This is a genomic window from Tardisphaera saccharovorans (genome assembly GCF_046635845.1).
Taxonomy (GTDB): Archaea; Thermoproteota; Thermoprotei_A; order Marsarchaeales; family UBA168; genus UBA168.
Window position 1 is genome coordinate 69,464 of the sequence record NZ_JAQQXN010000001.1, and the last position, 22,275, is coordinate 91,738.

A 22,275-nucleotide genomic window follows, 5' to 3' on the forward strand; every position below is an offset into this window, starting at 1 on the left:
TTATGCGGGCGAGCATGCTTTAACAAAATGCCTAGCAGGAAGCCGGTCGAGCTTCTATATGAGCCGGACCCTAGCAAGGCATGCGAAGAAATAAAGAAATCTCTGCTTTACAGGCGCTCCCTTGTGGTCGTGGGGAGCTTTTCTATCCGTCGCGATGGCCAACCCTATTTGGCCAATGGCGAAAGGATATTGTTCGTGAAAAGCGATTGGTCGCTTATGGTGCAAAGGGATAGCTTCTCCACTGAGGCCGTGGTTTCATGGGAGGCATGCGATTCAGTTAAACCGCTATGCGGGGAAAAGCTCTCGATCGTGGCCGAGAAGGAGGAGATCAACGAATCCGAAAAGGAACCCGGTAGCGGCATACTTGAAAGGCTTCACTCGCTTGAGTTTGATTTTGATCATGTTTACGCGGTCATAAGCACAAACTTGGTTGATGGGACAATGCTCCTCGAGCCGGGCGATGGTGAACTCCTGACCGCCGTTCTTCTTAAGCCTGAGCTCATAGAGACAGGATTTAAACCCCTTCCGTCGAATGACGAGCTGAAGTCCGGCTTCGTGGACTTGATTGGGATTGACTCCAAGGGGCTGAAAACCGTTGTATTACTTACAAAGAAGCAGGCAAACGGCAGGAACGTTGTGGAGTTAAGCCGCTACATAGCCTCGGTAAGGAGGCACGTAAGTGATGGAGAAGAAGTCCGGGGCATACTTGTGGCCCCCTCTATAACGAACGCCGCATTGGCCAAGCTGCGCGAGTATAACTTCGACTACAGGCGCATTGACCTCCAGGAAGTGAGCGAGATCTTATCTTATTACAGAAACGAGATAGGCGAGAAGATCGGTTGAGGGCCCTGCTTATACATGCGAAAAAGTTTTCTTACGTGCCCGTTCAGAAGGAGATAGAAACCGCGGAGCTGGCCGCTAAGGGTCAGAAGATCTCATATGGAAGATGCCTTGTCCTTTTCTTGTCTTTCGAACAGGGTGACGACGATGATAAAGTCACCCCCCTCGTGGATCTTCTTGTGAAGGACGCCGCGCAGGTAAAGGAAAATGAGTTCGTGGTTTATCCGTTTGTGCACTTAACGGAGAAGCCCCTTGAAGCTGATCAAGCCGTAAAACTTTTATCGCTTGTGGCCAAGGCCTTATCTGAAAGGGGCCTTGAAGCACACAAGGCTCCTTTTGGTTGGACAAAGAGCTTTTCCATAGAGACCATGCCCCATGCTCTTGCCGAAAGGGGAATAAGGCTTTAAAAATTCAAAAATCACTTGAGAGGTACCGCGAAGCTCGAACGCGTTGCCTTCAGTCCCGGTTCTCCGTGTATTACTCTCTTGCACGTTATGGAGAACTCGCCCAGCCTGTGACCTATCATCTCCGGTGTTATCTTTACCGGCACGAACTCCTTACCGTTGTACACGGCAAACGTGAGGTCTACCATCTGGGGCAGTATAACGAGCTCCCTTAGGTGAGTCTTTATGGGCTTGTCAATCCCTTTTTTCTTTTCAATTTGTTTCATTATATGGGGATAGTAGGTGCGGTAGTTTCTGAGCAAGAACCTTCTTTCCCTGCTCTTTAGCAGGGCTGCAAGGTCGCTCACGTTCATGGCTTGAAGTTGCTCAAGCGTGTATCCGCGATAGCGAAACACGGTAGACATAGTTATAGATCGCCTCACCCATTTTAGCGTTTTCTAATGCCCGTCCTTCTTGCAGCTATGTGCCCTACTTTTCTTCCAGGAGGCGTGTTCCTCGCAACGGTCGAAGGCCTGCTGACGGACTGGTGTCCTCCTCCGCCGTGCGGGTGAGATACCGCGTTCATGGCGACTCCCCTCACCTGTGGCCACTTTCTGGCCTTCCTCTTGTTGAGGTGATACGCGACCCCGGCCTTGAGCATTGGCGCCATTGCTCTTCCCCCTCCTGCTACCACTCCGACCATGGCCCTGCACTCCGAGGGAAGTACCTTGACCTTCTTTGAAGGAAGGATTAAGTTCACGGAGGTCGGGCTATGGCCTGACACTATGGCGTACTCGCCTGAAGCCCTGACCAGCTTCCCTCCGTCGCCGGGCCTTAGCTCTACCGAGCACACCCTTTCACCATCGGGTATCTTTGAAAGTGGAAGTATGTCTCCGGGCTTGTACTGGCCCTCTGGCTCGATTCTAATGGTATTTCCCACGCCCAGGCCCTCAGCAGCAACTGCGTAGAACCTGTTTGCCTGATTCTCTTTTGAAACAAGCAGAGCAAGGGGAGCTCCCCTGCCTGGCTCGTGTATGAAATCGGCTATTACGTACTCTCCCTTTGTCCCAGGAGCGGGAAAAGCGACCCTCGCTTTCCTAAGCCAGTGAGGTGACCTGAAGTTTATGTTCCCTCTGCCTTCCCTTTGAACCAAAATGTGCTTTCCCATTTAAATCACCTATAGCAGGCCAAGGTTCGTGGCCAACTCGGTGGCCTTGAACTCTGGCGCAAGCTTCACGTAGGCCTTCTTGCCTTTGAAGGTGTTTTCGATGTTCACCTTGGCCACTTTGACCTTGAATCTTAGCTCCACCTCTCTTTTGACCTTATCCTTCGTGGCGTTTCTGGAGACGTAGAAGGCTAAGACGTTGTTATTTTCTCTTTCAGCTATAGCTTCCTCGCTAGAGACCGGTGATACTATAACGCTTTCGTAAGCCATTCTTTTTCAACCTCCTGTAGCGCGTTCTCAGACCAGATGGTCAGCCTTCCGGCCTGCCCTCCTGGAGCTAAAGCCGGGATTCCAAGTTCCTTGTAATATTTAACTTCAACTCCTGGCATGTTTTTGGCTGCCTTCAGTATGGGGGCGTCTTTCCTTGAGACAACTATGAGAAGGGACTTGGGGACCCTTCTTCCCCTTCCTCTCATCTTTGCTCTTCCGCTCTTTATCTTAGTGCCCTTCTTTGCCCTCTCTATATCGGCATTAAGGCCTAAGTTGGAGAGAGCCGTGTAAACTTCTACCGTTTTGGCGGAATCCTCTATTTTATTGTCAAGCACTATGGGCAGGGCCTTCACTTTTTCGGGGATAACATGCCCCCTAGCTCTTACCTTTTCCTCAAAGAAAGCGCTTAAAAGGGCATGAAGCCTAGCCAGCGCCATCTCTTTTTCGTTCATGGATTTCTTGTACTTCTCCTCTACGGTTGGCGGATGAGCTAAGTGCCCACCCTTGGCACTGGAGATGAAAGCAGCACGGCCAGTTTCCATCCTGGGAACCCTTGAGATTCCCCTTCCGGTTCCCCACGATATCGCGCTTACGCCACGCCCGGCTTCAGGGCTTCTTCCTTGCGGTTGCGCTGCCCTTGACTGTGAGGCTATCCACGCCCTGATTATCAGGTCATCCCTTATGGAGACGGGCTTAGGTAACGTTATCTCAACGGTACCTGATTGCGAGCCCGTTAGGTCGAATACGGGCAGAGCGCGTTTTTCCAAAGATTGCATCATGTCTAGTACACCTACGAAATCGAATTATAAGCTATGCTCGGCGGTTCTATCGGCTTGCCCTTAATGGACAGCCTGAGCAAAACCAGCCGCTTAGCAGGCCCTGGCACAGAGCCCGAAACGCCAATGAGGCTCGAACGGGGCACGCCATAGTGCTTCATGCCGCCCTCGAACTTAAACTTCGAGGCATCAGCGATGAGCACGATCTTCTTGTTATGGTCGACCCTGTGATGGAATCCCATCTGGCCCGGCCTTCCCACGGTGGCTGGGACAACGCCTGGGCGTTGTGGCCCTGTTGCTCCTGGCCCTCTTTTGGTCTTCCTCGACTTATGCGGCAGTAACTTCATGCCGAACCGGGCTATTGGACCTGCCATGCCCTTGCCCTTGCTTATGGCCACGGCGTCCACGGCCGCTCCTGGCTTGAAAGCCGGAAAAGCATCGGCATCGAGTTTGAGGGTTTTTCCAAGCCATGCCGCAGCGAGGTCGAGCGCCTTAGAGGGTTCGGCATCAATCGGAATCTCCACCACTTCAGGTGTCTTCTTTCCAATTCCGGTTTGATCTGGGTTTGTGCTTACCAAAACCCTAACCTCGTCAAAGCTCAGCTTTCTGATGTCCTCTATGGAGGAACCCTTGCCCGGTTTTGTCCTTCTTGCTAGCTTTTTCGTGGTTGGTTCGTCTAGCTTCGCCCAGCTCTCGCCAAGGCACTTACCACTTGAGTAAACCCTCACCGCAAGTACCGTAAGTGGAGGCACTTCCAGAAGAGTATAGGGCAGGCTTACGTCTCTTCCGAAGTTCGGTGAAGCCTTGTAGCTTTCCGTGTAAACCAAGTGGCCCATGCCTACCTTATAAGCTGGAAGGCCAGCTAATCCTCCTGATGATGAGAATACCCAAGTCCTTACCCAAGGCACTATGCTCCTCGCTCTTTTCCTCGGCCTGTAAGCCAAAGACCCTCTATGAGGGGCATGCCTACTACGGTGTCCCATGTCTAATCAAGAAAATAACGTTCCCCCTTTTAAGCATGTAACTACTCATATCATGCGCAATTGGCCGTCCGAGCTCAGCATAGTGATTCCAGATACCTCCCTTTCAACCCATGAGAATCCCGTTGATTTCACGATAAGAGCTGGCTTCTTAGCGAGATATTCTGCAATGGCCAACGTTCGTAGGGTCATAATATATAGGGAGGACGTTTCTAGGGATGCCCGTGCCGGCAAGGACCTTGAAACTCTGCTGAAGTTTTGCGTTATCCCTCCTTACCTCAGAAAAAGAGTGTTTCCATTGACGAACTCGCTTAGGTATGCTGGACTGATCCCTCCGCTCAACATACCCACTCACCCTCAAACTAAAAGGATAGCTCCAGGCGACGTCAGGGTTGCTTTTGTTGAGGGCACCAAGGTGCTTGTTGATGAGGATAAGTTCGCTGAGCTTGCACAGGGCGAAGGCGCCCAGATCGCTCCCCCTGGAATTAAGGGTCTTACTTTTGTTAGGGTTACGTCGGTTAAGCCCTTGAAGGCCGAGCTGTGTGGCCCAGTTGGGTATTCCGGGTTTTATGTAGAGCTAACTCACCAAGGGCTGAAAGCCACGCTTGCCCAGCTGAAGGGGCTTAAGATCGGAACGTCCAGGTATGGCGAGGAATACAGGAAAGCGCTCCCCTCTGCTCTGGAACAGCTCTCAAAGAACGGACTCAGGGAAACATTTCTAATTTTCGGGTCACCATCAAGCGACTTGTCGGAGATCCTTGAGGCCCAAGGTTCTTCAGCGAAAGGGGCGTTCGATTTCTACGTGAACATGGACCCAGGTCAAGTGTTGAAGAGCATAAGGACAGATGAAGCCGTGCCGTTGTCTCTTATAACGTTGAACTGCGTGGCTGCCCTCTTGTCCTCTGGAAACCCTTATTTGCGATGGGGACACTAATCCCATGGGAGGACAACAAAGATCACCCCTACTGGACGAGGTATACAAGCAGGAAAGAGCGAAGAAACAGCAGGAGGAGAAGGGAAAGGCAAAAACCAAGTGATTTTTTGCGTTTGTCTTTCGTCGACATCCTTAAGCTCTTTTTAAGACCGTAAAGTATGAAAGTAATGGTTTTAGGCGTCGATGGCTACCTTGGTTGGCCTCTTGCCTTGAGGATGATAGCCAGAGGGCACGAGGTTTGTGGGGCCGATAACTTCTACACTAGAAAGGCAGTTGAGGAGGTGGGTTCGTGGTCTGCCATACCGATCCCGACTATGGAAGAGCGCGTCAAGGCCGTAAAGAGGGTTTTTGGGGCCGACTTTGACTTTAGGGAAGGGGACCTGAGGGACTACAACTTCATATCTTCATTTATTGAAGAGGAGAAGCCTGATGCCATAATAGACTTTGCAGAACAGAGGAGCGCGCCTTATTCTCAGATAGACCTCAACCACGCAGTCTTTACCATGGAGAATAACGTCATAGGTACGATGAACTTGCTTTACGCCATGAAGGAAAGCGCGCCAAGCGCGCACCTTTTGAAGATGGGAACGCTCGGCGAGTACGGAACGCCTAACATCGACATAGGGGAGGGATACTTTGAAGTTGAGTACCATGGTAGAAAAGACAGGTTGCCCTTTCCTAGGCAGGCTGGAAGCTGGTATCACTGGAGCAAAGTCCATGATAGCAATAACATTTCCTTTGCCGTCAAGATTTGGGGGCTGACCGCTACAGACGTCCATCAAGGCCCCGTTTATGGAACGAGAACCGAGGACATGAAAGACGACGAGCTCAGGACCCGTTTTGACTTCGATGAGGTTTGGGGAACGGTTCTCAACAGGTACTGCGTTGAAGCGGTCGCGGGATTGCCGCTTACGCCTTACGGGGAGGGAGGGCAGACAAGGGGATTTATTTCTCTTGAGGACAGCATAACCGCTCTCTCGGTATTGCTTGAGCATCCTCCAGAGCAGGGCACCATGAGGGTGGTAAACCAGTACGCGGAGAGCAGGAGCGTTATGGAGCTTGCCAACATGGTCAAAAAGGCAGGAGATGAGATGGGATTAAACGTTCAGATAAAGCCCGTCCCCGATCCCAGAGTTGAGGCCCAGCGCCACTACTACAATGTCGAGAGGTACGTGCTACCGTCGCTTGGCTTTAGGCCGAGCCACACCGTTGAAGGGGAGATCCCGGTTATGCTCCGCGACCTGATGAAGTACAGAGACAGGCTGGTGGAGAAGCGTGATGCCATACTTCTCGCGGGGTCTAACGCTGGGGTTAACTGGAGACAGACCTCAAATAAGGTCGTGAAGAAGCCGCTGAGGTCAGACCTCAAGGCTTGACCCAGCGGAACACCACGTACTCCACTTTTTTGCTTGAAGCGTTTGGGTAGGCCATGACAAAGCGTTTCCTGACACCGTGTGAGAGCCTACCCGCTCTGACTATCTCCTCTGGCTCAAAGGCGTCATAGGCCAAGACCACGTGAACGAGAAATATGGCGTGGTCGACGCCCGGCCCGTGCTCGTACACGGCGAAGTCCGCTCCGAACTTCATGCCTGGCTTAACTATGTATCCCTTTTCCTTGAGGTCGTCGTAAACCATGAAGAGTTCTTTGAAGTGAAGAAAGTCGCGCTCCAGAGCCTCGCGTAGCTCCTCGGTCGTCATTTTTTTGCTTTTGTAGTAAACATCGAGCACTCCATGCTGGGCGAGGTAAAGCGCCTCAACAGGAGAAAGCTCAAGCTCTGACTCCACCTCGCGTCCCTTGGGTTTATAGACGGACAAGGTGCGCCCGTAATAGCCCAAGGCGTATATAGATCCTCCCTCGGCTTTGTTGAGCACGAGCACCGAGCGGCCGTTAAACACCCCTTTAGCCATAAAGATAACTGGTACGTGAAGTAAAGCCTTGTGCGAGTAAAGTTCTCAGGACCTGAGAGCGGCGTAAAATAAACATTTATATTGCTGTCCCATAAGTTTATGAATTACAAAACCCTCCGCATCGCCTTCACGGCCATTGTCGTGGTTGCCATGGCGGTGCTCATCGGTTACCTTTTCAAGGAGACTGACGTGATATCGATTATAGAGAGGACTGATCCCAAGCTACTGCTCGGCGGTGCGGGCCTCGAGGTGTTTGGACTTTTCCTTTACGCCCTTTCGTGGCACGTTCTGCTGATAAGCGGGGGCATAAAGGTGAAGCTAAGAAAGAGCTTGGTCATAACATGGTCAAGTCTCTTTTTGCTATATGTGACCCCTGCTGGAATCTTAATGGACGTTTCCCGTGCCATACTAATGGGAAAAGAGGGGAAAAATACCTCGGCGTCCACGGCCTCGGTCATAATGCAGAGGGTCCTATACGCTTTCGCCTATGTCATAGTGACGACCGCGAGCATATTTGTGATATACTTCTACGATAGGTCGCGCTTTCACCTGATATATCCGTTCATAATCATAGTGATGCTAGCAGCTGCTGCAGGCGCCTTCATACTTGCGGCATCAAGGCACAGGGGATTGGTTGGCTGGGCAGCCAATCACTTCTTCAACTTTTACTACAAGTTCATAAAAAAGGTAGGTGTTGATAAGAGGGCGAAGCAGAAAGCCCAGGAGACCACTATCCAGTTCAGCGACGCCATAGTCAGCATGTCCAACTCTCCTATGGGTGCGCTGCTGTCCTTGATGATAATAGTTGCGAGGCTCCTGGTTGCGGCGCTTGTCTCCTATTGGGTATTCGTATCCATGAACTACTACGGCATAAACTTCTGGGAGATAACGCTGGTTATGCTTGTAGGTGAGCTCGTGACAAGCATACCACTTGGCGTTCCAGGCATGCTCGGCTTTGTGGAGGCCGCCATGAGCTTATCTTACGTCGCGCTCGGCGTGCCAGCGGGCATAGCCATAGCTGCCACATTGCTTATCAGGCTCATCCTATATTGGTGGGACGTGGTGGTGACTGGCATAACCGCGGCGCTCTACTCAGGAGGCCTTAAGACATTCCTCCGCGCATCAGAGCAAGAATCCTAACCGAACTGGCAAGCCTTTGAACCGAGTCGACCATTTCTTCGGCCCTTTGTACCGTTTCATGCATGAGCAGGATACACGGCAAAGCGAAGTTATAACTGAGCAGCATGAGGTCTAGTTGTCTTTGCTTGTGGTCTACATCCGTCTCTATTTGATCTACCTCATAAGTCAGCTGGACGGCCTTGGCTGTGTCGGTCCTAAGAGACTGCAACGCGCTCTTTGCCTTCTCGAAGGCATCAAAGGCCATGTTGATTATCTCGGTTATTCCGATTATGAAGTCTTGGCTCTCCTGTTCATCGCTTTTCAGCATTAGGCAGAAGTCCTCGCTGGTCATAGCATTTAGCCTAAAGCTTACGGCCTCTGCAAAGGAAGAGATCTCGGTTATGAGGTCGTCAGTGGCAAGAAGGTTTGCCGCGAAGTTCGACATGAGCTGGGCCTCAGCAAGGGTTTGTTCTACCCTCTTTCTGACGTTGAGCTCATCGACCTCCTTGAGCTCTAGGAGCTTCTTGTATGCGGCGCTCGATGCCTTTTGGTCTTTTTTCTTTACGCCGTCCGCTGTTTGGAGGACTGCCCTTAGCGCCTCTTGAACGATCCTCGTGTGGTCTATAAGCGATGCCACGGAGCGGTCATATGAAACCCTTTCTTCTTCCGATTGATCGTAGGCCATATGATAGCATGTAGCCATGATTTAACCTTTTAGTTTTTATGGCGCTATGCGGTGTCCTCAAGGTCCTTACGCGTCCAGTGCGATAGGGTTAAAACCGTGTTTTTGATAATATCGTGGTGAAGGATTTTGTCGCAAGAGGGGGAGGAAAAGCGTGAAGTTATATTAAGGGCGGCGGACGCCAAGCCGCGTGATTATGGAAGGGGCAAGGTCAGGATAAACCAGGCAGCGCTTCAAGCACTCGGCGTTGAAGTAGGTGACGTCGTGGAGCTGTTCGCTAAAAGGAGAAGCGCAGCCATAGCTTGGCCCGCCTACATCGAAGACCAGGATCAGGACATAATAAGGATGGACGGGCTTACTCGGCAAAACATAGGTGCTTCACTGGGAGATCGCGTTGTGGTGCGGAAGGCGTCCTATAAGCCTGCCCAGATGGTTAAGTTGGCGTCCTCCTCCTTCCAGGTCAGCGTGGACGAGGGCTTCTCGAGTTACGTGAAGAAGAGGCTCATTGATTTCGTGGTCGTACAAGGTGATAAGGTGCTTATTCCTGTGCTTGGTCAGTCCATGGTTTTCACCGTGGTCTCGGTGAGGCCACCTGGAATAGTTTTGGTGACCGATGACACCCAAGTTGTAATATCAGATAAGCCCGTGGAAGGTGATGAAGGGAGGCCCATAACTTACGATGACATAGGAGGGCTCAAGGACGTCATACTCAAAGTCAGGGAGATGATAGAGTTACCGCTTAAGCACCCTGAGCTCTTCAGAAGGCTTGGCATAGATCCTCCCAAGGGAGTTCTCTTGATAGGCCCTCCAGGCGTGGGCAAGACTCTCTTGGCCAAGGCGGTCGCAAGCGAGACAGATGCGTACTTTGTGTCGATCAACGGGCCTGAAATCATGAGCAAGTTTTACGGCGAATCGGAGCAAAGGCTAAGGGAGATATTTGATGGCGCCAAGAAGCATGCTCCATCTATAATATTTATAGACGAGATAGATGCCATAGCGCCAAAAAGGGAAGAGGTCACGGGAGAGGTCGAAAGGAGGGTGGTTGCCCAGTTGCTTGCCCTTATGGACGGGCTTCAGGCGAGAGGTGATGTAGTGGTCATAGGTGCGAGCAACATACCTCAGGCCATCGACCCAGCTCTAAGGCGCCCAGGAAGGTTTGATCGGGAGATAGAGATAGGTATACCCAACAAGGAGGGAAGAGAGGAGATCCTACAGATACACACAAGGGGAATGCCGCTGGCCAAGGATGTGGACATACGCAAGCTCGTGGATATGACCAACGGATACACGGGTGCTGACCTTGCAGCCCTTGTGAGGGAAGCGGCAATGAGAGCTCTTAGGAGGTACCTGCCCGAAATACAGGACATAGAGGGGGAGATCCCTGCCGAAATTTTGGAGAAGATGGAGGTCACGATGGACGACTTCATGAAGGCGCTGCCAGACATAGTCCCGACGACCCTCAGGGAGGTTTACGTAGAGGTGCCGGAGGTCAGATGGGATGACGTTGGCGGGCTCTCCGACGTTAAGGAGACGCTGAAGGAGGCCGTCCAGTGGCCTCTTGAGAAGCCGGAGGTCTTCAAGAGGGTTGGCATAAGGCCACCTAAGGGAGTTCTGCTCTATGGCCCTCCAGGCGTGGGCAAGACTCTCTTGGCCAAGGCGGTCGCAACGGAGAGCGAGGCCAACTTCATCTCCATTAAGGGGCCCGAAATATACAGTAAGTGGGTTGGAGAAAGCGAGAGGGCAATAAGGAGCATTTTCAGGAAGGCAAGGCAGAGCGCGCCCTGCGTGGTTTTCCTGGACGAGGTCGAGGCCATTGCGCCAATGCGTGGCTTGTCCTATGGAGATTCGAGGGTAAGTGAGAACGTTATTAGCCAGTTGCTCACCGAGCTCGATGGGATGGAGAGTCTTGAGAACATAGTCGTCATAGCTGCTACAAATAGGCCGGACATGCTGGACCCGGCCCTCTTGAGGCCAGGAAGACTGGACTTGCTCGTCTACATACCTCCTCCTGACGTCAAATCCAGAAAGGAGATACTGAAGATTCACACGTCGAAGATGCCTCTCTCTCCAGACGTCTCGCTTGACGAGCTGGCTATTAGGACGGAGGGATATTCCGGAGCCGACCTTGAGGAGCTTGTGCGCGAAGCGGGGATGGCTGCCTTGAAGAGGGACATCGACGCAAAGGAAGTGACTCTGGCGGATTTCGAGAGGGCGCTTTCCTCGGTGAGGCCTTCCATAACGGAAGACATGATAAAGTTCTATCAGCAATGGAACGAGAAGGCCAAGAGCCTCCGCAGGGTTGAGAAGCAGGAACTGCTGGGGTGGATATGATGAAGAGTTCTCTAAAGGTCGCAAAGCCCTACGATCAAGTTATACTCGAGTTCTTGCTTGAGAAGAACGCGAAGAAGGTTTACGTGAGCGAAAAGGAGATAATCGATCACCTCTCAGATGAGTTCGGAGAGGTTGACAGGAAGCTTCTAAATAGGGTTCTGATGCGCATGGAGATAAGGGGCTTGATCTCCGTTCAGGGCAAGGACAGCACGAAGCTTGTCAGCCTGGCGGAGTGATAGTAATGGGCGTCGACCTAAGGGACTTGGTTCAGAAGCAGACCGTAACACTTCAGCAACTTTCTGGAAAGGTTGTAGCCATCGATGGCTACAACGCCCTTTACCAGTTTTTGAGCACCATAAGGGGAAATGATGGCAGGCCCTTGATGGATAGCAGGCAGAGGGTGACAAGCCACCTCAGCGGCCTTTTTTATCGCACGGTGAACTTCTTGGAAAAGGGGGTTTGGCCTGTTTACGTGTTCGATGGGCCCGCCATAAAGGAAAAGAGGAAGACCATCGAGCAGCGCATGGAGGTAAGGCTGGCGGCCGAGAGGCTTTACAGGGAAGCCGTGGAAACGGGAAACGAGGAAGAGGCGAGAAAGTACGGTGAAAGGGCTGCCCTCTTGACCCCTCAAATGGTTGACGAGGCGAAGGCGCTCCTAGAGGCCATGGGGGTGCCCTGGATACAGGCCGCGGCAGAAGGTGAGGCTCAGGCAGCAGCAATGGTAAGGGCGGGAGAGGCTTGGGCTGTTGGCAGCCAAGACTACGACTCCCTGCTCTTTGGAGCTGAAAGGCTCGTTCGCAACATGACCGTTTCCGGAAGGAGGAAAGTCCCAAACGAAAATCGCTACATACCGGTGGATATGGAGCTGATTGACCTCGGAGAAACCCTAAAGTCGCTTGGAATAACAAGGGAACAGCTCGTTGATATAGGTCTGATGATAGGCACGGACTACAACGATGGTTACGAGGGAATTGGACCTAAAAAAGCCCTATCTCTTATAAAGCAGTATGGCTCCCTAGAAGAGGTAATTAAGGCAAAGGGCCTTGATCCCTCACCGCTGTCGCTCAGAGAGCTTTTCTTAAATCCGAAGGTAAACCCCGTTGAGAGGCCGAAGTGGGGAGAGATCAGCGTGGAAAAGGTTGTCTCTTTCTTATGCGATCAGCACGACTTTTCCAGGGAGAGGGTGATGGAAAATCTGGCCAGGATAAGAAAGAAGCCTGAGAGGAGCTCTGGTCAGACGTCTCTGACCTCGTTTTTTGGCTGAGGGCTAGTCTTATCTCACAGCATAATCTAAATGGCATGGGTTACGTAACAGTTCCGGGCAAGATTACCCTCCTTGGTGAGCATGCGGTCGTGTATGGGTATCCTGCTCTCGTCATGGCCATTAACCTGTACACGAGAGCTGCGGCCGGCGATGGGGAAGGAGCGGTGAAAATCGAATCTGCGTATCCGGGAGGACGCGTTGAAACCAAGATTGACATGGATGGCGAAGGAGGAGATGAGCTACCCTACGTTAAGGCCGCGATCAAAAAAGTTTGGGATATGCAGGGCATCAGAAGAGCCGCAAACGTGAGCATAAATAGCGATTTGCCCTATGGCTCCGGATTGGGAAGCAGCGCGTCAGTTTCCGTCGCCGTCTTAGCCGCTTACTCGCTGTACTACGGCGTGAAGTTTCAGCCTGAACAGCTCGCAAAGCTGGGAAGAGAGATCGAAGTGCAAGTTCAGGGAAGGGCCAGTCCCATGGACACGCTGGCGGTTAGCCTAGGAGGGCTGATAAAGGTAGTGCCGCCCGAGAAGTTTGAGAGGATGGGCGAGGACTTCGAAGTAGAGGCCATAATTGCTTGCGTTAGCAAGGAAAAAAACACGAGGGAATCGGTGGCCTTCGTTAGGAAGAGAAAGGATGAGCTTGGCTCCAGGTTTGACGAAATACTAGAGGAGATAGGCTCGTTGGTTGAGAGCTCTTCTAAAGCCATTCGGGAGCATGACCTGACCCAACTCTGTTCGTTGATGAACAGAAACGAGGAACTGCTGGAGGAATTAGGAGTGGTCACCGGAAGGTCGCTTAACTTGGTGCGGCGGGCAAGGGCTTTGGGCGCTGCTGGCGCAAAGATAAGCGGAGGAGGGTTTGGCGGATGCGTGGTCGTCCTCGGAGGCGATGAGAAAGTGGCCATGGCCCTCGCGCCAATTGCAGATAGGGTATTTATGGTGACGAAAAGCGGGGGAGTGAGGTATGCTTGAGACGCCTGTTAGTGAGCTGCAGTGACCACCTCGGAACGGCAAGCAATCCATATTAGTTGGTACCCGTTTATGGCATGACTGAGCTGAGATTTGATTACTCATCGTTGGAAGGGCTTGTGGGCGTGCTTTCGGCAAAGGCCAGGGTATCGATAATGAAGGCGCTTAAGGATGGCCCGAAGTCGAGCGCCTCTCTCTTCGAGTACCTGAAGCGCGAAGGTTATGAAGACATGGAGAAAAGTACCTTTTATTATCACTTGCAGAAACTTAGGGCCTGCGGGCTGATAAGGGAATCTGGTAACATAGCGGGAGCAGGAAAGCCCGAAAAAGTTTGGTCCTTGGCTGCGGATTCGCTTGTCATAAACCTGAGATAATTTTTGCACTTAATGACTTTGAACTAAATCGCATATTCGGTGCGGGCTTGCGCCATGTGGTCGTCCTGACGGCAACTGGGCGAGTTTTCTACTGTTCTTTACCTTGTTAATTTCAAGGAGATGTAAACAGTTTGGCTAAGCAAATGCGGCATTTCAGGGCCTGGCTTGGTTTGATAGCCCCCAAAGCTTATTAAAGTCTCTATCAAATTATTGGAGATAAAATCGCCCAGATTCGATTATACCGTTCAGCTTGAAGATCCGTCGAAGGAGGTATTAGTGAGCGTGAGAAACGCTCGTGCCTCCTTCAAGAAGAGCTGTGAGCTCATGGATGCCATACGTGGGAAGAAGGTAAAAGAAGCTCAAGCGATAATCGAGGGCGTTATACAGATGAAGCAACCCATTCACTACACGAGCCACCGGAAGCACGTTCCTCATCACTCAGAGCTTAAGGGCAATAAGGGCGCTGAGGGGGGATATCCGGTGAACGTTGCGAAGCAGGTTCAGAGGCTTCTTGATAACGCTTTGGCAGCAGCGGACTCCAAGGGACTTGACGAAGACAAGCTCGTGGTGAGTCACGCTGCCGTTTTGTTGGGATTGAAAGTTAGGAGGTTCTTTGCTCGTGCGCGGGGCCAGCACGACCTCAAGGTGAGGCAGCTGGTCCACATGGAGCTGGGCCTTAGGGAGGTGGATTGAAGTGCTCGTAAAGAAGTACTTCGTCGATAAGGGTTTTAGGTACGCCATGATAAAGGATCAGCTCTTCAAGAATTTGCGCTCGGCCGGCTTAGCTAGGGTTGAGATAGCTCAGGCTCCGCTTGGAACAAGGATAATCTTGTACGCACAGAGGCCGGGCCTTGTCATCGGGCAAAGAGGTAACAACATACAAGCTCTGACGGGAGAGCTTGAGAAGAAGTACAAAATTGAGAACCCTCACGTCTTGGTTTACGGATTGGACCAGCCAAACTTGGAGCCGCAGGCGTTGGCCTTTGGTATAGCCGAGCAACTGGAAAGGGGGATGTACTTCAGAAAGATAGCGAACACCACGTTAAATAATATAATGCAAAGCGGGGCAAGAGGGGCTGAGATCATCATAAGGGGCAGGCTTTCCATAGCTAAGTCGAGGATGGCTCGCTTTACGACTGGCGTGATATACAAGAGCGGCATGGTCTTGGGAAAGCAGACCGAGCTCGGTAAGGCCTCTGCACTTCTTAAAGAGGGATTGGTAGGCGTTAAGGTGAGGATCACCAAGCCAGGAGTCCCTGTAGACGCTGTGCTCGTAAAGCAGCAAAGGGAGAGTGAGCAAGTTGTCGCTTAAGGCCTCGGACTTAAGGAAGATGAAGAGGGAGGAGCTTCTCAAGCTTTTGGAAGATCAGAGGTTGCAGCTTCTGAAGCTGAGCTCAGAAAAAGCCGCTAAGGGTACTCTTGACAAGCCCGGAACGATGAGGGTTGTGAGGAAGAACATAGCGAGAATACTGACTTTACTTGGTGAGCAGAAGTGAAAGCGGTTGACCTGGTTTTTGAAGGGAAGCACGTCGAGTTTGAGTTTAACGGTAAAAAGGTAGGGGGAGAGTGCGAGCTTGAGACCAAGAACACATTGGTGGTTAAAGGAAAGACGTATCCGAAGAGATCCTTGGCTGGACTTAAGGTAGAGGGAAGGAGTATCTCAAGGGTGTTTTACGAGAGAAGCCTTGAAGAAAGGCTAAAAAGGCTATTAGGAGAGTGAGGTGAGATCGTTGCCAGCTCAAGAGTTATATGGTATTAAGGCCCCTGAAAAGGCCTGCACCGACAAGAATTGCCCATTTCACGGAGATTTGACCGTGAGGGGAACCGTTTTCGAGTGCCGGGTAGAATCGAATAGGATGAACAGGACAGCTACCGTTGTCCGTGAGGTTGCAAAGTGGGTTCCAAAGTACGAGAGATACGAGCGTGAAAGAACCCGCATACACGCCCATGTCCCGCCTTGCATTCAGATAAAGGAGGGAGACGAGGTTTTGGTGGCCGAGTGCAGGCCCATATCGAAAACGGTGTCGTTCGTCGTGTTAGGGGTGAGAGCTCATGGTTAAGAGAGGAGGTAAAGAAGCGGTAGAGGTTAGAAGGCCGCACCTTTCGCGCGGTATAGTCGCTGGGACCCAGCTGGTTTGCGCCGACAACAGCGGGGCGAAGATAATCAGTATGATATCCGTAGAAGGATATAGGGGAAGGATAAGGAGATATCCCAAGGCAACGGTTGGCAACATAATAACCGCCTCGGTTAAGGTTGGGAATCCCGAGATGAGAAGGCAGATAGTTAAAGCCATCGTGGTGAGGCAGCGCATGCCGATAAGAAGGCCCGATGGCACAAGGGTCGTGTTTGAGGACAACGCGGCGGTAATTCTGACGCCGGATGGCGATCCGAAGGGGACAGATGTGCACGGGCCGGTGGCCAAGGAGGCTGCAGAAAGGGTGGTAAAGCTGGCTGGCCTGGCCACGATGGTTATATGAGGTGTTTGTTTTGAGTAAAAAACCTTCAACTCAAAGATTAGTGCTTCAGACGTTTAGGGACGATCCATTTCACAGGAAGTACTTGGTTAACGCTCACTTATCCTCTTCTCTCAGAGGTCGTTTGGGTATAAGGTCAATGCCCGTGAGGGAAGGGGATACCGTGAGGATCGTTAAGGGAGATTACGCAGGTAGACATGGAAGGGTGCGCGCGGTTCATCGCGAGCTCGGGAAGATAGAAGTAGTTGGAATAACGGAGAAGAGCGGAAAGGGCGATACCATATACCCAAAGATCTCCATTTCCAACGTCGAAATTACCAGGTTGAACTTAAGGGACAAGTGGAGAAGGAAAATCATAAGCAGGAAGACTGGAAAGGAGATAACCGCGGAGGTTGAGAGGGAGATATCTGCTCCTGAAGAGGGAAGCGAGACACAAGAGGAGGAAAAGCCTGAGGAGGAAAAGCCTAAGGAGAGCGCTGCCCTGCCGCAGCAAGCGGAGGGGCAGAAACAGGAGGGTGAACAACGATGGCCAATAAGGGTGGAAGTAGGCACATGAAGGTCAGCAGCATACCGAGCTCCTGGCCAAGAGGGGGGAAGAGCATGAGGTTCCTGGCAAAACCAAGGCCGGGTCCTCATTCTACGCAGTACTCTCTCCCACTTGTGATGCTGATAAGGGATGTGCTTGGCCTGGCCTCCACGGCCAAGGAGGCAAGGATCACCATAGCGACCGGGAAGGTTAGGGTTAACGGGAAGGTACGCAAGGAAGACAAGTTTCCAGTTGGCCCATTCGACCTCGTCTCCGTGGAGTCTTATGGAAATTACTGCATATTGCCGAAGAAGGGAGTGGGGTTGTACCCGATCCCTTACGAGGGCCCTCGTTACCTGAGGGTAGAGAGGAAGGCGCTTTACGCCGGGAAATATCAGATTGGATTTCACGACGGGAGCAACATGCTTTTAGCGAAAGACAGCCAGCTCAGCGCGGCAAAGGTTGGCTCAACCCTGCTGCTCGAGGCATCGGGCGAGAAATGGGTGCCCAAGGAGGAACTTCAGCTCAAGGAGGGGTCCTTAGTGATAGTTGTAGGAGGTAAGAACGAGGGAGTGATTGGAACCGTTTCCTCCGTTTCGGAAGATCAAGTTAACATAAGCACCCCTCAGGGGCAGGCCTTCCAAACGTCAAAGGATCACATTTACGTGGTGGACCAGAGGATAGTTGACGCGGTTTCCAGTCAGGAGGTGAAGAGCGCTTGAATCCCATGGATGAGGTTAGGTTGGAGAAGGTAACCGTTAACATGTCCTTCGCTGGAAGGCAAGAGAGGCAAAATGCAGCGGTCACCGTCCTTCAATCGCTGGTCGATCAAAAGCCGGTGATAACTCGCGCGAAAAGTACCGTAAGAGACTTCGGAATACATAAGGGTGAGCCCATGGCAGCGGTAGCTACGCTCAGGGGTAAGGCCGCCGAGGACTTTCTTAATAGGGCCCTTTCAGCGGTTAATAAGAGGATAAAGGCCAGCAGCTTTGATGGCCGGTCAACTTACAACTTTGGCATAGCCGAGCACATAACCATACCCGGTACGAAGTACGTGCCGGAGCTCGGCATATTTGGAATGAATGTGGCCATAACCCTCAGCAAGCCTGGAAGGCGGGTTGCGCTTCGCAGAGAGAACCCGAGTTCGCTTCCGCCCAAGAAATACGTGAGCAGGGAGGAAGCGGAGGAGTTCATGACCAAGAAGTTTGGAGTCGTCTTTGAGTAGTGATAGAGATGGGAAAGTATAAACCTGCAAAGGTCAGGAAGTACGGAAGAGGAGCGCAGGTGTGTTCCCGGTGCGGGAGCCATGATGCCCCGATTAGGGCGTACGGGCTTCACCTGTGCAGGCAGTGCTTCAGGGAGATAGCTCAGGATATGGGCTTTAAGAAGTATAGGTGATCGCTAAATGGCTTCTTCTCTTTCAAACGTTTTGGACGCCATATATAAGGCCGAGAAAAGGGGTAAGAAAGAGGTGATAACTTATCCCGCGAGCAAGCTCGCCGCTTCAACGCTCGCTAGACTGCGCGAGCTCGGGTACATAGGGGACTTCGAGCTGATAGAAGACGGGAGGAACGGGAAGTTTAAGGTTGAGTTGCTCGGCAGGATAAATAAGTGCGGTGCCATAAGGCCTCCGCTCTTCCTTCAAAGCGACGAGTTAATATCTGGAGACGTGAGATTTCTTCCGGGAAAGGGCGTCGGCGTGCTCTTGGTCTCGACCCCCTTTGGGGTGCTTACCAGCTCAGAAGCAAGGGATAAGAGGATAGGCGGTGTCCTCATAGCTTACGCCTACTGATGCTCCTTGCCTAGTCTCTGCCCGCGAAGACGTCACCCCTAAATACTCCCCTCCTTTTCTTTTGAGATGCCTAAATCGCTGACTTTGACCAAGGTGATCACTCCCCCAGAGGGGGTTAAGGTCCAGCTCAAAGACGAGAGGACAGTACAAGTTGAAGGAAAGTCTCAGCTAACGGTTAGGCTGCCCATGGGCAATTACTCTTTGGAACAAAAGGAGAGCTCCATAGTTGTGACTGGAACGGGCCTTAAGAAGGAGGACAGGGCCATGTTCGGTACTGTGGTCGCGCTTATCAGAAACGCCCTAACCGGCGTTGTCGAGGAGTACGAAAAGACCCTGGTGGTCGCGTATTCCCACTTCCCCATGAACGTTCACGTTGAAGGCAACAAGGTTGTCATAGAGAACTTCATAGGGGAAAGGGGAAAAAGGTACGCGAACATAGTGGGGGATACCAAGGTCGAGGTCAACGGTGATATCATAAAGGTCAGGGGACCGGATAAGTACGCCGTTGGGCAAACGGCAGCGAATATAGTGTCTGCTTGTAAGCTCAGCGGTTACGACCGCAGGGTTTTCCAGGATGGAATTTTTATAAAAGCGTGATGTAAATGAGCGAAATCAGGCAGAAGATAATTAAGAAGCGCGCGGGCGCAAGGGAGTTCAGGAGGACGAACTGGTTCAAGTTCAAGAGGGTGGGGACCTTTTGGAGGAAGCCGAGAGGGGACGACAGCAAGATAAAGAGAAAGGTGGCTGGTCACACGCCCATGCCATCTCCAGGCTTCAGGTCGCCAAAGGAAGTCAGAGGACTGCACCCGTCCGGTTTTGCAGTATCGGTGGTTCACAACGAGAAAGAGCTTCGCGCGGTGCCTTCTGGACGCGCCGTATATCTTTCCTCGGGTATGGGAAGAAGAAAAAGGGAGGCGCTCCTGGAGGTGGCTAAGGAGCTAAAGCTTAAGGTGTTAAACGGGGGTAAGTGAATATGGACTTGAGTTTTCAGAGGAGGCTCGCCGCCTCGTTGCTAGGTGTGGGGGAGAGCCGCGTTTGGATCGACCCCAATCGGGAGGACGACGTGGCCGAGGCCATAACTAAGGAGGACGTGAGAAACCTCATAGACAATGGCATCATAAGAAAGAGACCTCAATCGTCGCCTTCGAGAGGTAGGGCCAGAGTGCTTGCAAGGAAGAAGAGCAGGGGACAAAGGGCAGGCATGGGAAGTCGCAAGGGTAAGGCTAACGCCAGGAGGGGTCTTGACGTTTTATGGGTTAAAAGGGTTAGAAAGATGAGGGCATACTTGAGGGAGCTCAAGGAGAGAAACGAGATAGATCCGAAGACCTACAGGACCCTTTACATGAGGGTTAAGGGGAATGCATTTGCCAGCCTCTCAAGCCTCAAGAGGTACTTGAACAAGGGTAGATGATCATGACTTCGCACAGTCCTAAGAAGGTTTACCTGTCAAGATATCGCAGGAAGAGAGAGCGGAGAACCGATTACAGGAGAAGGCTTAGACTGCTTCAATCGGGCGCTCCTCGCCTCGTGGTTAGACAGTCGAACCGCTACATAAATGCTCAGCTAGTGGTCTACGGTGAAGATGGAGACAAAACCGTGGCGGAGTTTTCCTCAAGAAACCTCTCGAAGTTTGGATGGAAGGGCGACGAGGACAATATAGCCGCGGCGTTTTTGACCGGACTGGCCCTAGCAAAGGTGGCGCGCGAGTCGGGCTTTAAGGCGGAAATGGTCGTGCCGGACCTCGGTATGCACTCCCCGCACAAGGGTGGAAGGGTTTTCGCCTTGCTAATGGGGGCTTCGGAGGGAGGCCTACCAGTTAACGTGGGAGAGGAGGCGACGCTAGACGAGAGCGCTCTGAGGATGGAGGCGCTGGCCAAGTACGCCGCCGAGCTCAAGGCAGCGGACCAGAAGGCCTACGCTCAGAGGTTCTCAAGGTACGTAAGCAGGGGCTTGGAGCCCGAGGGCCTTCCGGCCCACTTTGATGAGATAAGGAAGAGCTTGGGTGCTTAAAATGTCAGAGTGGAAAGCTAAGACTAAGCTTGGCGCGATGGTTGCTTCTGGGGAGGTAAAGACCATATCTCAGGTTTTTGCCTTGAACCTCCCCATAAGGGAAGTACAGATAGTTGACGCGCTTATCCCAGATATGAGGGTCGAAAGGATAAGCATGGAGAACGTTCAGAAGAAGACCGACGCCGGAGCCGTAAGGAGGATGAGGGTAACGGTGGCGGTCGGCAACGGGGATGGCGTTGTGGGGATAGGGTCCGGAAAGGCGGCTCAGGTCCTTGATGCAGAAAACAAGGCCATAGAGGCAGCTAAGCTGAACCTGATTTACGTTCACCGTGCGTGCGGTAGCTGGGAGTGCGGCTGCGGAGAGCCCCACAGCATACCCTCGGTGACGGTTGGGAAGAGCGGGTCCGTCAGGGTGATACTTTACCCAGCTCCTAGGGGAACCGGCCTGGTGGCCAGCGATACCATAAAGAAGATCCTCGCGCTGGCAGGCATAAGCGACGTCTGGAGCAGGACCCTTGGCGAGACGAGGACCACGCCCAATCAGGCGCTGGCTGCCTTTGACGCTCTTAAGAACATGGAAACCATGAGGAGGCAAGAAGATTGGTCGAGGCTTCGAAGGTTTTGGTCATAAGGTTTGCTGGAGAAGCTGGTCTTTCTCCCAAGAAGCTTCAAACGCTCGAGTACTTAGGTCTCAAGAGGAAGCACTGGGCAGTGGTGATTGACGACACTCCGTCTTACAGGGGAATGCTTGCAGCGGTCGAAAGGGAGGTAGTTTGGGGACCGCTGGACGACGAGGCGGTGTCCCTAATATGCGAGAGGGCAAAGCTGCCCCAGGAGCAGGTAGACAAGATAAGGTCCGGCGAGGTGTCGCTTTTGCCAAGGCTTGTGAGGCTTCATCCTCCAAAGAAGGGCTACAAGGATTACAGCTGGCGTAGGGGGAACATCGGGGCGGACATAACCGCTTTGCTTAAGCGCATGGCTTGAAGATGGGGGAACGCTTAAAGCTTGTAAACCGTGTAGGGTGAAATCTAATGCCGTCACCTGGCAAGATAAAGAAGAGAACTCACAAGTATCGGGGCAAGAGGAGCATGGGATACGGAAGGGTTGGCAAGCACAGGGGAAAGGGCGCCAGAGGAGGAACCGGAAAGAGCGGGTACCATAAGGGCAAGTGGTCGCTTACAATAAAGCTTGCCAAAGAGGGAATCAGGGTTTACGGCAGGCACGGGTTCCATCCCGTCGTTAGGAGGACGGTAAAGACCATAAACCTTTACGACCTCGATGCCCTAAGCGCTGGAAAGCAGGAAATAGACTTGACCGCGCTGGGAATAGACAAGCTCCTCGGAAAGGGAAAGGTAACTCATCCGGTTAAGGTTCACGTTAACGCCGCAAGCGCAAGGGCCGTGGAGATGGTAAAGCGGGCAGGAGGAGAAGTAATAACTGCGGAAAACGCTTAAAAATGAGGATGGGGTTTTGAA

Annotated in this window: 35 protein-coding genes; 28 read left to right on the forward strand and 7 right to left on the reverse strand. The window is 52.2% G+C overall.

Annotation, left to right across the window (positions count from 1 at the left end; translation table 11 throughout):
* Positions 1-27 precede the first annotated feature (27 nt).
* Both PRZ02_RS00370 and PRZ02_RS00375 read left to right on the forward strand, forming a co-directional pair.
* Positions 28-843 (forward strand): endonuclease NucS domain-containing protein, encoded by an 816-nt coding sequence (locus tag PRZ02_RS00370; RefSeq protein ID WP_449463877.1) that lies wholly within the window; start codon positions 28-30, stop codon positions 841-843.
* A complete protein-coding gene (locus tag PRZ02_RS00375) occupies positions 840-1,247 on the forward strand; it encodes a threonyl-tRNA synthetase editing domain-containing protein (RefSeq protein WP_449463878.1) in 408 nt (135 codons plus the stop codon). The genes PRZ02_RS00370 and PRZ02_RS00375 overlap by 4 nt, the downstream gene beginning before the upstream one ends.
* A gap of 11 nt (positions 1,248-1,258) precedes the next feature.
* Here the strand turns inward: PRZ02_RS00375 and PRZ02_RS00380 are convergent, their stop codons facing one another.
* From PRZ02_RS00380 to rplC, 5 genes are read right to left on the reverse strand one after another with little or no spacing between them, the layout of a single operon-like run.
* Positions 1,259-1,648, reverse strand: coding sequence for a 30S ribosomal protein S19 (locus PRZ02_RS00380; protein ID WP_449463879.1), 390 nt, complete (start codon positions 1,646-1,648; stop codon positions 1,259-1,261).
* A gap of 23 nt (positions 1,649-1,671) precedes the next feature.
* The gene (locus PRZ02_RS00385) at positions 1,672-2,391 is read right to left on the reverse strand and encodes a 50S ribosomal protein L2 (protein ID WP_449463880.1); all 720 of its coding nucleotides are present in this window, start codon (positions 2,389-2,391) and stop codon (positions 1,672-1,674) included.
* Between the two features lie 9 nt (positions 2,392-2,400).
* Positions 2,401-2,658, reverse strand: coding sequence for a 50S ribosomal protein L23 (locus PRZ02_RS00390; protein WP_449463881.1), 258 nt, complete (start codon positions 2,656-2,658; stop codon positions 2,401-2,403).
* A complete protein-coding gene (gene rplD, locus PRZ02_RS00395; RefSeq protein WP_449463882.1) occupies positions 2,637-3,437 on the reverse strand; it encodes a 50S ribosomal protein L4 in 801 nt (266 codons plus the stop codon). The genes PRZ02_RS00390 and rplD overlap by 22 nt, the downstream gene beginning before the upstream one ends.
* 11 nt (positions 3,438-3,448) lie before the next feature.
* Positions 3,449-4,417 (reverse strand): 50S ribosomal protein L3, encoded by a 969-nt coding sequence (rplC, locus tag PRZ02_RS00400; protein ID WP_449463883.1) that lies wholly within the window; start codon positions 4,415-4,417, stop codon positions 3,449-3,451.
* Positions 4,418-4,469: 52 nt separating this feature from the next.
* On the opposite strand from rplC, the gene PRZ02_RS00405 reads away from it, so the two are divergent.
* Together PRZ02_RS00405 and agl3 are read left to right on the forward strand one after the other, a co-directional pair.
* A complete protein-coding gene (locus PRZ02_RS00405; protein ID WP_449463884.1) occupies positions 4,470-5,348 on the forward strand; it encodes a putative RNA uridine N3 methyltransferase in 879 nt (292 codons plus the stop codon).
* A 158-nt stretch (positions 5,349-5,506) separates the two neighbouring features.
* On the forward strand, positions 5,507-6,724 hold the full coding sequence (agl3, locus tag PRZ02_RS00410; protein WP_449463885.1) for a UDP-sulfoquinovose synthase: 1,218 nt from the start codon (positions 5,507-5,509) through the stop codon (positions 6,722-6,724).
* Here the strand turns inward: agl3 and endA are convergent.
* A complete protein-coding gene (gene endA / locus PRZ02_RS00415) occupies positions 6,714-7,256 on the reverse strand; it encodes a tRNA-intron lyase (protein WP_449463886.1) in 543 nt (180 codons plus the stop codon). The two genes, agl3 and endA, sit on opposite strands and share 11 nt — an antisense overlap.
* 99 nt (positions 7,257-7,355) lie before the next feature.
* On the opposite strand from endA, the gene PRZ02_RS00420 reads away from it, so the two are divergent.
* Positions 7,356-8,396: a lysylphosphatidylglycerol synthase transmembrane domain-containing protein gene (locus PRZ02_RS00420; protein WP_449463887.1), complete on the forward strand. Its 1,041-nt coding sequence runs from the start codon at positions 7,356-7,358 to the stop codon at positions 8,394-8,396.
* On the opposite strand, the gene PRZ02_RS00425 is transcribed toward PRZ02_RS00420, so the two are convergent.
* Positions 8,359-9,060, reverse strand: coding sequence for a hypothetical protein (locus PRZ02_RS00425; protein WP_449463888.1), 702 nt, complete (start codon positions 9,058-9,060; stop codon positions 8,359-8,361). The two genes, PRZ02_RS00420 and PRZ02_RS00425, sit on opposite strands and share 38 nt — an antisense overlap.
* A 123-nt stretch (positions 9,061-9,183) precedes the next feature.
* Between PRZ02_RS00425 and PRZ02_RS00430 the strand changes: the two genes are divergently transcribed.
* The 23 genes from PRZ02_RS00430 to PRZ02_RS00540 all read left to right on the forward strand — a co-directional run bounded on the left by PRZ02_RS00430 (position 9,184) and on the right by PRZ02_RS00540 (position 22,254).
* Positions 9,184-11,388 carry a CDC48 family AAA ATPase gene (locus PRZ02_RS00430; RefSeq protein WP_449464417.1) on the forward strand — a complete coding sequence of 735 codons (2,205 nt, stop codon included), beginning with the start codon at positions 9,184-9,186 and terminating at the stop codon, positions 11,386-11,388.
* On the forward strand, positions 11,388-11,624 hold the full coding sequence (locus PRZ02_RS00435) for a hypothetical protein (protein ID WP_449463889.1): 237 nt from the start codon (positions 11,388-11,390) through the stop codon (positions 11,622-11,624). Before PRZ02_RS00430 ends, PRZ02_RS00435 begins: the two co-directional genes overlap by 1 nt.
* 5 nt (positions 11,625-11,629) lie before the next feature.
* Positions 11,630-12,652 (forward strand): flap endonuclease-1, encoded by a 1,023-nt coding sequence (fen, locus tag PRZ02_RS00440; protein WP_449463890.1) that lies wholly within the window; start codon positions 11,630-11,632, stop codon positions 12,650-12,652.
* Between the two features lie 35 nt (positions 12,653-12,687).
* Positions 12,688-13,626: a mevalonate kinase gene (gene mvk / locus PRZ02_RS00445; RefSeq protein WP_449463891.1), complete on the forward strand. Its 939-nt coding sequence runs from the start codon at positions 12,688-12,690 to the stop codon at positions 13,624-13,626.
* Between the two features lie 74 nt (positions 13,627-13,700).
* Positions 13,701-13,997 carry an ArsR family transcriptional regulator gene (locus tag PRZ02_RS00450; protein ID WP_449463892.1) on the forward strand — a complete coding sequence of 99 codons (297 nt, stop codon included), beginning with the start codon at positions 13,701-13,703 and terminating at the stop codon, positions 13,995-13,997.
* Positions 13,998-14,207: 210 nt separating this feature from the next.
* Positions 14,208-14,690 (forward strand): 50S ribosomal protein L22, encoded by a 483-nt coding sequence (gene rplV / locus PRZ02_RS00455; protein ID WP_449463893.1) that lies wholly within the window; start codon positions 14,208-14,210, stop codon positions 14,688-14,690.
* Between the two features lies 1 nt (position 14,691).
* Entirely contained in the window at positions 14,692-15,309 is a 618-nt protein-coding gene (locus tag PRZ02_RS00460) for a 30S ribosomal protein S3 (RefSeq protein WP_449463894.1), read from the forward strand.
* Complete coding sequence (gene rpmC / locus PRZ02_RS00465; protein WP_449463895.1) at positions 15,299-15,493, forward strand: 50S ribosomal protein L29; 195 nt, start codon at positions 15,299-15,301, stop codon at positions 15,491-15,493. Before PRZ02_RS00460 ends, rpmC begins: the two co-directional genes overlap by 11 nt.
* Positions 15,490-15,717, forward strand: a complete 228-nt coding sequence (locus PRZ02_RS00470) for a hypothetical protein (protein ID WP_449463896.1) — start codon at positions 15,490-15,492, stop codon at positions 15,715-15,717. Before rpmC ends, PRZ02_RS00470 begins: the two co-directional genes overlap by 4 nt.
* A gap of 10 nt (positions 15,718-15,727) precedes the next feature.
* Positions 15,728-16,057, forward strand: a complete 330-nt coding sequence (locus tag PRZ02_RS00475; protein WP_449463897.1) for a 30S ribosomal protein S17 — start codon at positions 15,728-15,730, stop codon at positions 16,055-16,057.
* Positions 16,050-16,475: a 50S ribosomal protein L14 gene (locus tag PRZ02_RS00480; RefSeq protein WP_449463898.1), complete on the forward strand. Its 426-nt coding sequence runs from the start codon at positions 16,050-16,052 to the stop codon at positions 16,473-16,475. The genes PRZ02_RS00475 and PRZ02_RS00480 overlap by 8 nt, the downstream gene beginning before the upstream one ends.
* Positions 16,476-16,485: 10 nt before the next feature.
* The gene (gene rplX / locus PRZ02_RS00485) at positions 16,486-17,028 is read left to right on the forward strand and encodes a 50S ribosomal protein L24 (protein ID WP_449463899.1); all 543 of its coding nucleotides are present in this window, start codon (positions 16,486-16,488) and stop codon (positions 17,026-17,028) included.
* Positions 16,998-17,720 carry a S4 domain-containing protein gene (locus PRZ02_RS00490; RefSeq protein WP_449463900.1) on the forward strand — a complete coding sequence of 241 codons (723 nt, stop codon included), beginning with the start codon at positions 16,998-17,000 and terminating at the stop codon, positions 17,718-17,720. Before rplX ends, PRZ02_RS00490 begins: the two co-directional genes overlap by 31 nt.
* 5 nt (positions 17,721-17,725) lie before the next feature.
* On the forward strand, positions 17,726-18,223 hold the full coding sequence (locus PRZ02_RS00495; RefSeq protein WP_449464418.1) for a 50S ribosomal protein L5: 498 nt from the start codon (positions 17,726-17,728) through the stop codon (positions 18,221-18,223).
* Between the two features lie 8 nt (positions 18,224-18,231).
* Entirely contained in the window at positions 18,232-18,396 is a 165-nt protein-coding gene (locus PRZ02_RS00500) for a 30S ribosomal protein S14 (RefSeq protein WP_449463166.1), read from the forward strand.
* A 7-nt stretch (positions 18,397-18,403) separates the two neighbouring features.
* Positions 18,404-18,790 carry a 30S ribosomal protein S8 gene (locus PRZ02_RS00505; protein WP_449463901.1) on the forward strand — a complete coding sequence of 129 codons (387 nt, stop codon included), beginning with the start codon at positions 18,404-18,406 and terminating at the stop codon, positions 18,788-18,790.
* A gap of 66 nt (positions 18,791-18,856) precedes the next feature.
* Positions 18,857-19,387 carry a 50S ribosomal protein L6 gene (gene rplF / locus PRZ02_RS00510; protein ID WP_449463902.1) on the forward strand — a complete coding sequence of 177 codons (531 nt, stop codon included), beginning with the start codon at positions 18,857-18,859 and terminating at the stop codon, positions 19,385-19,387.
* A gap of 5 nt (positions 19,388-19,392) precedes the next feature.
* Complete coding sequence (locus tag PRZ02_RS00515; protein WP_449463903.1) at positions 19,393-19,761, forward strand: 50S ribosomal protein L32e; 369 nt, start codon at positions 19,393-19,395, stop codon at positions 19,759-19,761.
* Positions 19,762-19,763: 2 nt separating this feature from the next.
* Positions 19,764-20,201 (forward strand): 50S ribosomal protein L19e, encoded by a 438-nt coding sequence (locus PRZ02_RS00520; protein WP_449463904.1) that lies wholly within the window; start codon positions 19,764-19,766, stop codon positions 20,199-20,201.
* A complete protein-coding gene (locus PRZ02_RS00525) occupies positions 20,198-20,800 on the forward strand; it encodes a 50S ribosomal protein L18 (RefSeq protein ID WP_449463905.1) in 603 nt (200 codons plus the stop codon). The genes PRZ02_RS00520 and PRZ02_RS00525 overlap by 4 nt, the downstream gene beginning before the upstream one ends.
* Before the next feature lies 1 nt (position 20,801).
* Entirely contained in the window at positions 20,802-21,431 is a 630-nt protein-coding gene (locus tag PRZ02_RS00530) for a 30S ribosomal protein S5 (RefSeq protein ID WP_449463906.1), read from the forward strand.
* Positions 21,401-21,784 (forward strand): uL30 family ribosomal protein, encoded by a 384-nt coding sequence (locus PRZ02_RS00535; RefSeq protein ID WP_449463907.1) that lies wholly within the window; start codon positions 21,401-21,403, stop codon positions 21,782-21,784. Before PRZ02_RS00530 ends, PRZ02_RS00535 begins: the two co-directional genes overlap by 31 nt.
* 47 nt (positions 21,785-21,831) lie before the next feature.
* Positions 21,832-22,254, forward strand: a complete 423-nt coding sequence (locus tag PRZ02_RS00540; protein WP_449463908.1) for an uL15m family ribosomal protein — start codon at positions 21,832-21,834, stop codon at positions 22,252-22,254.
* The last annotated feature ends 21 nt before the right edge of the window (positions 22,255-22,275 follow it).